Annotated in this window: 11 protein-coding genes; 3 read left to right on the plus strand and 8 right to left on the minus strand. The window is 66.0% G+C overall.

From position 1 onward, the window contains the following. Nucleotide 1 precedes the first annotated feature (1 nt). The 5 genes from EI171_RS37485 to EI171_RS37505 form a co-directional block, all read right to left on the minus strand. The gene (locus tag EI171_RS37485) at nt 2-1,537 is read right to left on the minus strand and encodes a hypothetical protein (RefSeq protein ID WP_161536264.1); all 1,536 of its coding nucleotides are present in this window, start codon (nt 1,535-1,537) and stop codon (nt 2-4) included. 93 nt (nt 1,538-1,630) lie between these two features. After that, the gene (locus tag EI171_RS37490; protein WP_161536265.1) at nt 1,631-2,620 is read right to left on the minus strand and encodes a hypothetical protein; all 990 of its coding nucleotides are present in this window, start codon (nt 2,618-2,620) and stop codon (nt 1,631-1,633) included. A gap of 411 nt (nt 2,621-3,031) precedes the next feature. Beyond that, nucleotides 3,032-3,529 (minus strand): TPM domain-containing protein, encoded by a 498-nt coding sequence (locus EI171_RS37495; RefSeq protein ID WP_060910642.1) that lies wholly within the window; start codon nt 3,527-3,529, stop codon nt 3,032-3,034. 5 nt (nt 3,530-3,534) lie between these two features. Continuing rightward, nucleotides 3,535-4,422, minus strand: coding sequence for a YgcG family protein (locus EI171_RS37500; RefSeq protein WP_161536266.1), 888 nt, complete (start codon nt 4,420-4,422; stop codon nt 3,535-3,537). Between the two features lie 132 nt (nt 4,423-4,554). Continuing rightward, entirely contained in the window at nt 4,555-5,163 is a 609-nt protein-coding gene (locus EI171_RS37505) for a LemA family protein (RefSeq protein WP_028172928.1), read from the minus strand. A gap of 285 nt (nt 5,164-5,448) precedes the next feature. On the opposite strand from EI171_RS37505, the gene EI171_RS37510 reads away from it, so the two are divergent. Genes EI171_RS37510 through EI171_RS37520 form a run of 3 tightly spaced genes read left to right on the plus strand, consistent with a single transcriptional unit; the run spans nt 5,449 to nt 8,671 of the window. Next, nucleotides 5,449-6,303 (plus strand): enoyl-CoA hydratase, encoded by an 855-nt coding sequence (locus tag EI171_RS37510; protein WP_028172927.1) that lies wholly within the window; start codon nt 5,449-5,451, stop codon nt 6,301-6,303. Nucleotides 6,304-6,308: 5 nt separating this feature from the next. Beyond that, complete coding sequence (locus EI171_RS37515; protein WP_161536267.1) at nt 6,309-7,457, plus strand: acyl-CoA dehydrogenase family protein; 1,149 nt, start codon at nt 6,309-6,311, stop codon at nt 7,455-7,457. 17 nt (nt 7,458-7,474) lie between these two features. After that, entirely contained in the window at nt 7,475-8,671 is a 1,197-nt protein-coding gene (locus EI171_RS37520; protein WP_161536268.1) for an acyl-CoA dehydrogenase family protein, read from the plus strand. 245 nt (nt 8,672-8,916) lie between these two features. Here the strand turns inward: EI171_RS37520 and EI171_RS37525 are convergent, their stop codons facing one another. The 3 genes from EI171_RS37525 to EI171_RS37535 form a co-directional block, all read right to left on the minus strand. Further along, on the minus strand, nt 8,917-11,241 hold the full coding sequence (locus EI171_RS37525; protein ID WP_161536269.1) for a xanthine dehydrogenase family protein molybdopterin-binding subunit: 2,325 nt from the start codon (nt 11,239-11,241) through the stop codon (nt 8,917-8,919). 223 nt (nt 11,242-11,464) lie between these two features. After that, complete coding sequence (locus EI171_RS37530; protein WP_161536270.1) at nt 11,465-12,340, minus strand: dihydrodipicolinate synthase family protein; 876 nt, start codon at nt 12,338-12,340, stop codon at nt 11,465-11,467. 56 nt (nt 12,341-12,396) lie between these two features. Then, complete coding sequence (locus EI171_RS37535) at nt 12,397-13,362, minus strand: VOC family protein (RefSeq protein WP_011090008.1); 966 nt, start codon at nt 13,360-13,362, stop codon at nt 12,397-12,399. Nucleotides 13,363-13,429 lie beyond the last annotated feature (67 nt).

A 13,429-nucleotide genomic window follows, 5' to 3' on the forward strand; every position in this document is an offset into this window, starting at 1 on the left:
GCTAATGTGTCTTGATGAAGCACATGCCGATGCGGCGCGAGGCCGCGGCAGCCTGACAGGTCAAACCTTTGGCACAGCTCCATGACGTAAAACTCTTGTCCGGCGTTCCCGATCCCGCATCTTGCAAGGAACAATGCGCTCCCCAGCCGTCCTGATATTCGGTGCCGGCCAATTCCTGGCTGCCGCGGGTCTGCGGTCGGCTGGCGAATCCGCGTGAGAAATCAGGCCGCTGTCCGGCCGCGAACGCGGTCAGGATGTCGCGGCGGCGAAGCTGGTCGCCAAGGAAATGCGGCGAGGCCGGCACGATGGTGGCATTGGACGGCTTGTCCGCCAGCCAATCCACGCCCGGAAAATGGAAGCCGCCGATGCCGCGGGTCTGGTGACAGCCGGCGCAAGTGACGTCGTTGAGACGGCGCTGGAAGCCCGCGACCGAGCGGATGTTCTGCACGTCAGCGCGCGCGGTCGCCTGCTTCAACGCGCTAACCACATCACTGTCCGTGAAGACGGGATTGTCCTTGCCTTCGCCTTGCATCATGCCGAACTCCGGCTGCAACGCGGAGGCATCGAGGCCGGCCGGTGTCGGCACCACCGCGGCCTTGGCCAAAAATTTCTCGGGGATCAGCACCGTGCCGCGATCGAACTCGCGCAGATGGTCGGGCGCGAGCAGCCACTCTTTGAAGTCGCGCCGGAGATCATTGTCCGCAAAAATCCGGTCGCGATCGATCTGGTTCTCCAGCGTCGATTCCTCGAACGTCTTCGTCGCGGCGTCGTACTTGAACACCTTGAGCAAATAGTCCGAGCGGAAGTCGTGCAGCGCCGATTTCGGCGCGATCGAGACCTGGATGTTGGTCTCGATGCGATCGAGCATGGCATCGTAAGGATAGAAGCCGCCGCCGATCAGCCCCTGCCAGTCGCCATTGTCGAGCCAGCGCCGCGCGACCTCGGCGCAGGTGACCGGCTTGCCGTTCGAGGCGATCTGGCGGGCCTCACGCGCCTTCAGCACCAGGTTGAACGTCATCGGCAGGCGCGTCGCCGTCTTGCTCCCGTCCGGTCCGGCGTCGAAACGGGTGAGCCGATAGATCAGGCGGATCTCGCCGCAGGAATCCTCCGCGACATAGGCGCGGTCCATGCGGTTGACGATGCCGGCCAGCACGAAACGCGTGTTGGGGGATTTCAGCGCGGCCCGATCGAACAGCTGCACGTCAAAGCCTTCGCCGACGCCGATGGTCTCGCTCGGCCATGCCGCCTTGTGTCCCGCGATGTAGCGATCGAACTCCGCGTCGATTGCCGGCGGAATTGGCGCAAGCTGCGGCATCGAGGAGAACAGCAGATCGTTCGTGAGCGGAAAGTTCGCGTTGCGCTCCGGCCATAACAGGCGCGAGATCGTGAGCGCATCGTTCTGGTCGAGCCTGCGCAGGACATCGGGATCGGTGATCGCCGTGCCGCGCGTGAGCTGTGCATTCTCCGCTGCCGATAGCGACATGGCGCCACCAAGAAGCACGACGACAGCAAGGAGAATTCGCAACACGCGGCTCATGCCTTCAGTAACACCGCGCAAGGACCCCTATTCAAGAAAAAAGGCGCTTCACATGGTGGTGAAGCGCCTCTTCGAAAGTCGAATTCCGACAGCTTAGCGCGCGACGATCAGGCCCTTGCTGGTAACAACCACCCAGCGGCCGTCCTGGCGGCGGATCGCATCGACGCGGCCAACGCCGGGAATGGGATCGCCGGCATAAACCTCGTAAAGGCCGCCCCGGCCCTCGATCAGCGCGCCGCCATTGGCGACGTCGCGCAGGACCCAGCCCTCGATCGTCGGGAGCCGGCCGACCTCGGTCTTGGGCGCGGCGGGCACCGGAGCCGGTGCGGCGGCAGCGGTCGCAACCTGGGTCGGCGCGATCGAGCCGGTGGTCTCCCTGGCGGGTGTGGCGGCAGCCTGCGCGGGGGCTGCGGGCGGCGTGGCACGGAGCTTGTCCACGGTCTCGGACAGTTTTGCGATCCTGGCCATCGGCTCGGCCTGCGCCTTCTCGAGCTTGTCGAGACGGTCGTTGGCCCGGTTGAACTGGTTGAGACCGGTCTTGGAGGTGTGCTCGACATTCGCCTTGAGCGCGACGAGGTCGGCATCGATCCGCGCGACGGAGGCATCGAGCGCGCTGGTGTCGGCGACCTGCGCTGGCGCCGGAACCGGAGCTGCAAAGTGCATCATGCCGGCGGTCGCGAGCACGCCGCTGATCGCGCCGACGCTGGCGGCAATCGCCACCACCGCGGCCATCGCCGACAGGCGACGCTTGCCGCCGGCCTCGCGCGGCTCGTCCGCCTTCACGTGGGGGGCGAAATCCTCGCGGTCCCAGGCGCGATCCGAGGGGGGCATGACGATGAGCTTGCCCGGCTTCGGCTCGGGCCTGGATTCAGCCTGCGGCGTGGCGCTGAACTTCGGCACCTCGATCCTCGAGGCTTCGATCCTGGGCGGCTCGACCTTGACTGGATCGGCTTTGGGCGGCGTCTCATGGTCGGGGGCAATCGAAGGGGCCTCGATCCCGGCAGCCTCGACGGCCTGCGGCGCGGTCGCGGCGGCTTCGACGCTCGTCTGTTCGCCGGTCTCTTGGGCAGCCTGATCAGCCATTGGTTCGCTCACGGCTCAAATACTCCACGCTGGATTGACCTTTTGGTAACTTTCATTGCTTGCGAAATCCTTACCTTCGGACCCGCTTACCGAAATTTTAGGAAGTCATCAGGGGCCGAATTTGGCCGGGAAAGTGGAACCGGTGTGGCGGGCGTGAAACAATTTGTAACCAGGGGAAGATGAACGGCAGGGCAACGGTCGGGCCGCCGCCCTTCGAGGACAGCCGAAGAAGCGGCCGCCTCGAGCGACAACCGCTTCGCGGTTGCGCGGGGGTGACGGTGAGAGAGTTGGGCGCGCAATCTCGACCTCGTCATTGCGAGCGTAGCGAAGCAATCCAGACTGCCACCGCGGAAAGACTCTGGATTGCTACGCTACGCTCGCAATGACGGCGTGCGGATTACTGGCAGGCGCTCACATCGTCACGGGCGCATCCGGCAGCTCGTTGCGATGCGGGCCCTGCGGAGGAAAATGCTTTGCCAGCTCGCGCGACACGGCTGCGATGCCTTCGATCACGCCGCGCTCGAACTGGCCGGACCTGAACTCCGCCTCCATCGCGCGGCAGATGGTCTCCCAGCCCGCCGCCCCCACCTTCGCGTCGATGCCGCGGTCGGCGATGATCTCGACGTCGCGATCGGCGAGCAGGAGATAGATGAGGACGCCGTTGTTGTGCGCGGTGTCCCAGATGCGCAAATGCGAGAACACGTCGAGCGCGCGCTCGCGCGCCGGCTGGTTGCGGAACAGGGGGCCGCCGTCGAGCGCGCCTTCGACGACGAAGCGGACCTGGCCGGAATGGGTGGTCTCACCCTGCTTGATCGCCTGCTCGATGCGGGTGAGCACCTTTGGCGGAAAAATCCGCTTTGCCCGCCAATGATGCTGCACCAGATGTCTGGCAATGCGCTTGATGCTCATGACCGCTACCAGCTCCCCGAGGCGCCGCCGCCGCCAAAACTGCCACCACCGCCGCTGAAGCTGCCGCTGTCGCTGGACGACGAGCCGCTGCTCCAGCCGCCTCCCGAGGATCCGCTCGACCACGAGCCCCGACGCGACGACCCCGTACTTGGTCCCATCGCGGAAACCACATCGGCGATGAATCCGATGATGAAGCCGGCGACGCCGAGCACCATGGCAAGCCCGAAAGAACCGAGAATGAGCCAGGTCAATGCTGCGATGATGCCCCCGGTCGCCAATGATCCGAGCAGCCGCCCCAGCATGGCCCGGAAGAACCCGCCGACCCCGATCGAGGCGAACACCGTCACGAAGAAGAGCGGCCCGATGTCGTCCAGATTGCCGAAATTCACGCTGGGCGAGGGAACCGGCAGCGGCTCGCCGTCGATGACGCGGATCATGCGATCGACGCCATCCGAGATGCCGCCGCTGAAATCGCCCGTTCTGAATTTCGGTGTGATGATCTCGTCGATGATCCGCCGCGAGGTGACGTCGGTGAGCGCGCCTTCGAGGCCGTAACCGACCTCGATGCGCAAATGCCGGTCGTTCTTGGCAACGACGAGGATCGCGCCATCGTCGACCTTCTTGCGGCCGACCTTCCAGGCCTCCGCAACCCGGATCGAGAACTGCTCGATCGTTTCCGGCTGCGTGGACGGCACGATCAGCACGGCGACCTGGCTGCCTTTGCGCGTCTCGAAGTTGCGCAGTTTTTGCGTGAGCGCAGCAATGTCGCCGCTGGAGAGCGTGCCGGTCTGGTCGACCACGCGGCCGGTGAGCTGCGGCACCGCGACGTCGGCCGCGGCGGGGAATGCGAAGGCGAGGAGGAGTGCGAAGACGAACCACACACTCAGTGTCATCGCCCGGCTTGACCGGGCGATCCAGTATTCCAGAGACGGCAGCGAGATACGGAAAGGCCGCGGCGTACTGGATTCACCGCTTCCGCGGGGAATGACAGTGGTGGGCGTGGCGCGCATGAGAGGCGAACGCACTTACTTCGATGGCGCGGGCGCAGGATTGAAATCGACCTTCGGCGCGGTCGAGATCTCCTTCTCGTTCTCGACCGAGAAGTTCGGCTTCTCCTTGTAGCCGAACGTCATCGCGGTGAGGTTGGTCGGGAACGAGCGGATGGTGACGTTGTAATCCTGCACCGCCTTGATGTAGCGGTTGCGCGCCACCGTGATGCGGTTCTCGGTGCCCTCGAGCTGGGACATCAGGTCCTTGAACAGCGCGTCCGACTTGAGCTGCGGATAGTTCTCGGTGACGACCAGGAGGCGCGACAGCGCGCTGGAGAGCTCGCCCTGGGCGGCCTGGAACTTCTGGAAGGCCGCGGGGTCGTTCAGCACCTCCGGCGTTGCCTGGATGCTGCCGACCTTGGCGCGCGCATTGGTGACGCCGAGCAGCACGTCCTTCTCCTGCTGGGCAAAGCCCTTCACCGAGTTGACGAGGTTGGGCACGAGATCGGCGCGGCGCTGATACTGGTTCACGACCTCGGACCAGTTGGCCTTGATCTGCTCGTCCTCGCTCTGGATCGCGTTGTAGCCACAATTGGTGAGGCTGAGCGAGGCCAGCGCCGCCAGCACGGTCAGGATCTTGCGCATCAAAATTTCTCCCGGTGGAATCCGGCGCAAACTATCAGAAGGGCCCTGGCGAGTGTCGAGATTTCTTCTCGTCATTCCCGGGCGATGCGACGGGACCGCGCAAGCGCGGCCCGGAGCATCGAAGAATCTCGAGATTCCGGGTTCGCTTGGCGCCCCGGAATGACTGCAACAAGCATATGCGCGCCCCATCGCCAGCCGATTGACGCAAGCCCCTTGCCTATCACCGGCCAACATAGTCAACTCAACGAAACAATAAGACCAAACGGAAACGCCAGGGGGAACGCGATGTCCTCGTTCGAGACCATCCTCGTGGAGCGGCCGGAGCCGGCGATTGCCCGGGTCGTCATGAACCGGCCCGATGCGCGCAACGCGCAGAACCTGCAAATGACCTACGACCTCAACGCTGCCTTCGATGCCGCGGTGCAGGACGACACGGTCAAGGTGATCATCCTTGCCGGCAACGGGCCGCATTTCTCCTCGGGCCACGATTTGCGCCCGGGCGGCAAGAATGAAGCGGGCGTCGATTTTCCGCCGATCGGAAATTGGGGCGGCTTCGCCGAAGCCAACGCGCACGGCCGCTTCGCGCGCGAGCAGGAAATATATCTCCAGATCACGCGCCGTTGGCGCAATCTGGCAAAGCCTGTTATCGCCGAGGTGCACGGCAAGTGCATCGCCGGCGGCTTGATGCTGGCCTGGGCCTGCGACCTCATCGTCGCCAGCGACGATGCGCAGTTCTGCGATCCCGTGGTCGCCATGGGCGTCTGCGGCGTCGAATGGTTCGTGCATCCTTGGGAGCTCGGGCCGCGCAAGGCCAAGGAATTCCTGTTCACGGCCGACAGCTGGAGCGCGCAGGAGGCGCATCAGCTCGGCATGGTCAATCAGGTCGTGCCACGCGCGGAGTTGTCATCGCGCGTGCTGGAGCTGGCGCGCCGGATCGCATCAAAGCCGTCCTTCGCGCTGAAGCTGACCAAGGAGGCGGTCAATCGTTCGGTCGATGTGATGGGCCAGCCGGCTGCAATCGACCAGGCCTTTGCCCTGCATCAGCTCTGTCACGCCCATAACCTTCAGGAGTTCGGCATGATCGTCGATCCATCGGGCCTGCATCCCTCCGTGCGCAAGCCGCCGGCGGCCGCGGAGTAGACGCGATGGACCTCAATCTGAGCGACGAGCAACGGCTGCTGCGCGAAAGCGCGGAACGCTTCGTGGCCGAGAGCTACGATGCCGATCATCGCCGCAAGATGGCGAACGATCCGCTCGGCTTCAGCCCGGCGGTATGGACGCAGTTTGCCGAGCTCGGCTGGTTGGCGTTGCCGATCCCGGAGCAGTTTGATGGGCTCGGCGGTGGTGCGGTCGACATCGGCATCTTGATGGAAGCCTTCGGCCGCGGGCTAGTGTCGGAGCCTTATGTCGCGACGGTCGTGCTCGGAGCCGCGCTGATCGACAGATGCGGCAGCACGGCGCAGAAGCAGGCGAGCCTGCCGAAGATCGCGGACGGGTCGTTCAAGCTGGCGCTTGCGCATTCCGAACGCGCAGCGCGGTTCGATCTCGCCAAAGTTGCGACCGCAGCCAACAAGACCGCGCAGGGCTGGCGTCTTGCCGGCAGCAAGATCGCCGTGCTCGACGGCCATGCCGCCGACGAGATCATCGTCTCCGCGCATATTCACGATCATCGGGGGCCATCGGGGCGGATCGGCCTGTTCCTGGTGCCGGCAACGGCGCCGGGCCTCTCGATCTCCGACTATCCGCGCCTCGGCGGCGGGCGCGCCTGCAATATCGAGCTGCCCGACGTGCATCTTCCGGAGGATGCCCTGCTCGGCGACGGCAAGGATGCGCTGCCCGCAATCGAATGGGCCGTCGACCGCGCCATGGCCGCGCTCGGCGCGGAGGCCGTCGGCATCATGCAGATGCTGCTGGAGACGACGCTGGAATACACCAAGATCCGGAAGCAGTTCGGCCGGCCGCTGTCCGCCAACCAGGTGATCCGCCACCGCCTCGCCGACATGGCGATGCAGGTGGACGAGGCGCGCTCGATGGCGCTGCGCGCCGCGCTGAAGGCAGACAGCACGCCGATCGAGCGCGCACGGGCCGCGTCGGGCGCAAAGGCGAAGATCGGCAAATGTGCGCGCTTCGTCGGCGAGCAGTCGATCCAGCTTCACGGCGGCATGGGCGTCACCGAGGAGCTCGAGGTCGGCGCCTATTTCAAGCGGCTCGTCGCCTTCGACACGCTGTTCGGCGGCAGCGCGCACCACTATGCCCGCCACGCCCGGCTTGGCCGCGCCGGCGTGCCGGCCTGAACCGAAAGGAGCGCATCATGGACCTGTCGTTCAATGCCGAGGAGCGCGCCTTCCAGGACGAGGTGCGCGGCTTCATCGCCAAAAATCTCACCGAGGAGATGAAGCGCGCGACCGCGCTGACGCCGTCGGTGTTTTCCGATCCTGATATCGGCATGGCCTGGCAGCGCGCGCTGCACAAGCAGGGCTGGGGCGCGCCGGGCTGGCCGGTCGAGTATGGCGGGCCGGACTGGACGCCGGCGCAACGCTGGATTTTCGAGACCGAATCCGCACGCGCGGGGGTACCGAACGTCAACGTGATGGGCGTGAAGATGGTCGGGCCCGTCATCATCGGCTTCGGCAGCCCTGAGCAGAAGAACTTCTATTTGCCGCGGATTCTCTCCGGCGAGGATTATTGGTGCCAGGGGTACTCCGAGCCGGGCTCCGGCTCCGATCTATCTTCGCTGAAGACGCGCGCGGTGCGCGACGGCGACCACTACATCATCAACGGCACCAAGATCTGGACCACGCATGCCCACCACGCCAACCGCATGTTCGCGCTGGTGCGCACCAGCGACGGACCGCGGCAGCAGGACGGCATCAGCTTCATCCTGATCGACATGAAGACGCCGGGCATCACGACGCGCCCGATCCTCACCATCGGCGGCGACCACGAGGTCAACCAGGTGTTCTTCGACGACGTGCGCGTGCCCATGGCCAATCGGGTCGGCGAGGAAGGCAAGGGCTGGACCTACGGCAAATACCTGCTCGAATTCGAGCGCGGCTCGGGCATCGCCTCCGCCAAGCTGCGCGAAGGGCTGAAGGCGGTCGCGGACCTTGCCGAGTCGGACCTGACCGGCCGCGCGATCGACAGTCCTGACATCGCGACGCGCATTTCGGAGGTCGAGGTCGACATCGACGCGCTGGAGATGACCGAGCTGCGGGTGCTCTCGGCGCTCCAGACCGGACAGAATCCCGGCGCGGTGTCGTCGATCCTGAAGCTGCGCAACAGCGAGATCCGCCAGGCCGTGACACGGCTGGGCGCCGACGTGATTGGCCACGACGCCCTCGCCGTCGAGCCGATGCGCCCGCTCTACAAGCTCAACCACGAGCCGGCGATACCCGAGGACATGCTGACGGTGGTGCCGGAATATCTCAACGGCCGGGCCTACACGATCTTCGGCGGCACGTCCGAGATTCAGCGCGACATCATCGCGAAGATGATGCTGGGGATTTGAGGATTCGAGGCACGCCGGGCGCCACACTCTCCGCTGTCGTCCCGGACAAGCGCAGCGAAGCGGAGCGCTGATTCGGGACCCATAACCACAGGTGAATGTGGTTACGGGGACTCGGAGTTACCTGCTTCGCGCCACAACCATTCCCTGTGGTTATAGGTCCCGGATCGGCGCGCGCTTATGGCGCGCTTGTCCGGGACGACAGTTGAGTGTGCGGCGACAGCCAGCGCAACGATTCGGCGTTGCGCTTACCCGCCCGCCTTCGCGTCCCTGATCGCTTGCCAGATCTTCTGCGGCGTCAGGGGCGTGTTGAGCTGGGTGATGCCGAGCTCGGCGAGTGCGTCCATCACGCCGTTGGTGACGCAGGGCGGGCCGCCGATGGCGCCGGATTCGCCGCAGCCCTTGGCGCCGAGCGGGTTGGTGCGGCAGGGCGCGGAATCGTCCAGTGTCACCTCGATCGGCGGCACGTCGCCGGCGCGCGGGATGCAGTAGTCCTGATAGCTCGCGGTCAGGAGCTGGCCGTCGGCATCGTAGGAGACGCCCTCATAGAGCGCCTGGCCGATGCCTTGCGCGACGCCGCCATGGATCTGGCCCGTCACCAGCATCGGGTTCACGGCGACACCGACGTCGTCAACGGTGGTGTAGCGCACGACGCGGGAGACGCCGGTTTCGGGGTCGATCTCGACCTCGCAGATATGCGTGCCGTTCGGCCAGCTCGGACCGTCAACCTCCCCTTCCGAATCGACGCTGAGTTTTGCGCCGCTCTCCTTCTCGGCAAGGTCGAACAGGCTGATGCGGCGGTCGGTGCCGACCACGGTGAGCATGCCGCCCTGATATTCGATGTCCTCGACCGAGGTCTCCAGCACGTTCGCCGCCTTCTCGCGCGCCTTCTGGATCAGGTCATTCGACGAGACGGCCACGGCCGTGCCGCCGACGAACAGCGAGCGCGAGCCGACGCTGCCAAAGCCCATCGCCAGATCGGTGTCGCCCTGGACGACATCGATCTTGTCCATGGCAATGCCGAGCGTGTCGGCGATCATCTGGGTGTAGGTGGTCTGCAGCCCCTGCCCCATCGCCATGGTGCCGGAGTGCAGGACGACGCGGCCCTGCGAGGTCGCGTGCAGGCTGACCTTCTCGGTGTGGGCGCGGCCGCCGGTCCATTCGATGTACGACGTGAGCCCGCGGCCGTAGAGCAGGCCCTTCTTCTTCGCCGCCTTCTTGCGCGCGGCAAAGCCGTCCCAGTCGGCGAGCTTCACGGCACGGTCGAGCATGTGGGCGAAGGCACCGGAATCGTAAACCTGGCCCGCAGCATTGGTGTAGGGCAGCTGCGCCGGCTTGATGTAGTTGGCCTTGCGGATCGCGCGCGGATCCATGCCGATTTTTCGCGCGGCGGCGTCGAACAGGCGCTCGACGATGAACACGGCCTCGGGCCGGCCCGCACCGCGATAGGCGCCGACGGGCGCGGTGTGGGTCATCACCGACTGCACCTCGAAATGCACCAGCGGCAGATCGTAGACGCCGGTCTGCACGAACGGCCCGAGCACGAGCGGGATGATGTTGGCGGCCCCCGAAGAATAGGCGCCGGTGCAGCCGATCGACTTGACGCGATAGGCCAGCACCTTGCCCTTCTCGTCCAGCGCGAAGGACGCGGTCGAGGTGAGGTCGCGGCCGTGGGTGCCGCCGACGAACTCGTCGGTGCGGTCGCCGCGCCAGCGGATCTTCTTGCTCAGCTTGGTCGCGGCGTAGGCGACGATGCCGTCCTCGGGATAGAGGTTGGTCTTCTGGCCAAAGCCGCCGCCGATGTCGCCGACCAGCACGCGGACGCTGTCCTTGGGGCGCTTGAGCACGGCTTCCGCCAGCACGTCGCGGGTCGAGGCCGGCGTCTGCGACTGCACGTGCAGGAGGAGACGTCCGGTCTTCTTGTCGATCTCGGCGATGGTCGAGCGCGGCTCCATCGCGGAGGGCACGAGGCGCTGGCTGATGATGTCGAGCTCGACCGTGTGCGCGGCCTTGGCAAAGGCCTCGTCCACCTTGGCGGCATCGCCGTAAGCCATCGCGCCGACGATGTTGTCGGGCGCCTCCGGCCACACCACAGGCGCGCCGGGCTTCACCGCCTCGACCGGGTCGACCACCGCGGGCTGCACGTCGTATTCGACCACGATCGCTTCGGCCGCGCTCTGCGCCTCCGCGCGGGAGGCGGCGACCACCGCCGCCACCGCCTCGCCGGTGTAACGCACGACCTCATGGGCGAGCAGCCGGCGCGGCGGCACCGTCATCGGCTTGCCGTCGGGGCGCTTGAAGATGCTCAGCGTCGGGATGCTGCCGATATCGTCCCTGACGAGATCCGCACCGGTGTAGACCGCGGTGACGCCGGGCATTCCGGCCGCGGCGCTGGTGTCGATCGAGACGATCTTCGCGTGCGCATGCGGCGAGCGCAGCACGTGCAACCACAGCGCGCCGTCCTGCGGCTTGTCGTCGATGAATTGCCCCTTCCCGGTCAGCAGCCGCTGGTCTTCCAAACGCTTGACGGGCTGGCCCGCTCCGAAACGCAAATTGCCGGGAAGAATGTTCATTCCGTGGGGTCCTCGAGGTCTTTTCGAAACTGCGGGCAGCCTTTTAGCGGATCGACCGGGGGCATACCAGCCGCGGTTTTGGGCGGCGAACCCACACATTCGTCATGCCGTTGGGATCGTCATTCCGGGATGGTCCGAAGGACCAGACCTCAGGTGCGCAATTGCGCACCGGGGAATCTCGAGATTCCGGGTTCGATGCTGCGCATCGCCCCGGAATGACGGCTCAGCCCAGCTCCCTGAGCGCGGTCTCCACCACCTTGCGCGCATCGGCCGACAGCGCCGCCTGCGGCGGGATGGGATCGCCGACGTCGTAGCCCTGGATCGAAAGGCCGGCCTTGATGCAGGCGGCGAGGTTGAAGCGGGCGAAGGCTTCGTTGATCCGCCACAGCCTGCGCTGGAGCGCCATGGCCTCGTCCCAGCGGCCCGCCCGGCAGAGGTCGTAGAGCGCGACGCTCTGGCGCGGGATGATGCAGGCAGGTCCCGCCATCCAGCCGAGCCCGCCGATCAGCATCACCGCGGCCGGAATGTGGGCGGAGGCCGAGAACACGCGCAGGCGATCGCCGCAGCGGTTCATGATCGAGAGCAGCCGGCCGGTGTTGGTCGAGGCGTCCTTGATGTAGCCAATGCGCGGATGCTCGGCGAGGCGCGCGATGATTTCGAGGGTGAGGTCGGAGCGCTGGAATTGCGGATTGGTGTAGATGACGACGGGAATGTCCACGGCGTCCGCGATGGCGCGGAAATAGGATTCGACCTGGGTATCGGCGAGCGGGAAATACGCCTCCAGGATCGCCAAAATGCCGTCGGCGCCAAGCTTCTGATACGTCCGTGCCTGCGTCACCGCATCCGCGGTCGAGGTGGAGGCGACGCCGGCCACCACGGGCACGCGGCCCTTCGCGGCTTCGATCGTGGTCTGCACGACCGCCGTGCGCTGGGCGGCATTGAGATAGGCGAACTCGCCGGTCGAGCCGAGCGGCGTCAGACCATGCACGCCGGCACCGATAAGGTCGTCGCAGAGCTTTGCGAGCACGCTCGTCCGCACCGTGCCGTCGGCATCGACGGGGGAGACGAGGTAGGGGAAGACGCCGTGGAATTCGGACATGTCGGGGGCTCCGGAAGCTGGCACCCGACGGGTATTACCAATGCCCGCCCCGGCGATCAAACCTTGAGCAAGCGCACCCGCGTGCCCCAGGGATCGACCGCCTCCAAACCGTCGGCAAGCGCCGTGACCTTCACACCGCTCTTGCGCAGGCGCTCTTCCTGAGCGGCGAGCAGCTCCTGCTTCGCCATCACCAGCGAAAACCAGGCGAGACCGGTTGTGGAATCGTCGCGCAGGCCCGCGCCCTGGCTCTGCCAGACGTTCATGCCGAGGTGATGGTGATAGCGGCCCGACGACAGGAACGCCGCGCCGTTGCGCTTGCGGGTCGGGTCGAGGCCGACGGTGCCGTGGTAGAAGTTCTCGGCCTGCGCGAGATCGCCGACGCGCAGATGCATGTGGCCGACGCGCATTCCGTCCGGCGCCTTGGCATAGTCAGGAACGCGCGTATTGGTCAGCGACAGCAGGTCGGGGATGTTGAGCTCGTCGGTCGCCATCTTCACGCTGCCCTCGCTCCACTGCCATTGCGAGGGCTCGCGGTCGGCATAGACCTCGATGCCGTTACCTTCGGGGTCGTCGAGATAGACGGATTCGCTGACGAGATGGTCGGCAAAGCCCGACAGCGGCACGCGATGCGAGGCGGCGTGCACCAGCCAGCGCGCGAGATCCTTGCGGGTCGGCATCAGGAAGGCGGTGTGGTAGAGGCCTGCGGCATTGCGCGGCTCGATCGCCGCATCCGGACGCGCCTCGAGCACGAGCAGCGTGATGCCGGCCGTACCGAGCTTCGCAGCGCTGGCGGAGCGCTCCATGACGGTCAGCCCGATCACGTCGCGGTAGTAGTCGGCAACCGTGTCGAGATTCTTGACCCGGAGCGTCACCATGCCGACCCGCATCGGCGTGCGGCTGGCATAGGTCGGCCCGCCGCCTTGCGCAGTCCCCTCGGCGCGTGCGGCAGCCGCGGCCGCCATCGCGAGCGAGGTGGCTCCGGCAAGTTGGAGCAGGGTGCGGCGGGTGAGATCGATGGTCATCGGTCGGGGCTCGCTGGAAACGTCTAAGGCCGTACGGCGCAATGTCGACCGATTGCTACACGTTCCC

The organism is Bradyrhizobium sp. LCT2 (assembly GCF_009931255.1).
GTDB classification, from domain to species: domain Bacteria; phylum Pseudomonadota; class Alphaproteobacteria; order Rhizobiales; family Xanthobacteraceae; genus Bradyrhizobium; species Bradyrhizobium diazoefficiens.

Excerpts from the sequence above, each read along its gene's own strand:
- EI171_RS37485 (WP_161536264.1), bottom strand. The coding sequence starts at position 1,537 with ATGAGCCGCGTGTTGCGAATTCTCCTTGCTGTCGTCGTGCTTCTTGGT.
- EI171_RS37490 (WP_161536265.1), bottom strand. The coding sequence starts at position 2,620 with ATGGCTGATCAGGCTGCCCAAGAGACCGGCGAACAGACGAGCGTCGAA.
- EI171_RS37495 (WP_060910642.1), bottom strand. The coding sequence starts at position 3,529 with ATGAGCATCAAGCGCATTGCCAGACATCTGGTGCAGCATCATTGGCGG.
- EI171_RS37500 (WP_161536266.1), bottom strand. The coding sequence starts at position 4,422 with ATGACACTGAGTGTGTGGTTCGTCTTCGCACTCCTCCTCGCCTTCGCA.
- EI171_RS37505 (WP_028172928.1), bottom strand. The coding sequence starts at position 5,163 with ATGCGCAAGATCCTGACCGTGCTGGCGGCGCTGGCCTCGCTCAGCCTC.
- EI171_RS37510 (WP_028172927.1), top strand. The coding sequence starts at position 5,449 with ATGTCCTCGTTCGAGACCATCCTCGTGGAGCGGCCGGAGCCGGCGATT.
- EI171_RS37515 (WP_161536267.1), top strand. The coding sequence starts at position 6,309 with ATGGACCTCAATCTGAGCGACGAGCAACGGCTGCTGCGCGAAAGCGCG.
- EI171_RS37520 (WP_161536268.1), top strand. The coding sequence starts at position 7,475 with ATGGACCTGTCGTTCAATGCCGAGGAGCGCGCCTTCCAGGACGAGGTG.
- EI171_RS37525 (WP_161536269.1), bottom strand. The coding sequence starts at position 11,241 with ATGAACATTCTTCCCGGCAATTTGCGTTTCGGAGCGGGCCAGCCCGTC.
- EI171_RS37530 (WP_161536270.1), bottom strand. The coding sequence starts at position 12,340 with ATGTCCGAATTCCACGGCGTCTTCCCCTACCTCGTCTCCCCCGTCGAT.
- EI171_RS37535 (WP_011090008.1), bottom strand. The coding sequence starts at position 13,362 with ATGACCATCGATCTCACCCGCCGCACCCTGCTCCAACTTGCCGGAGCC.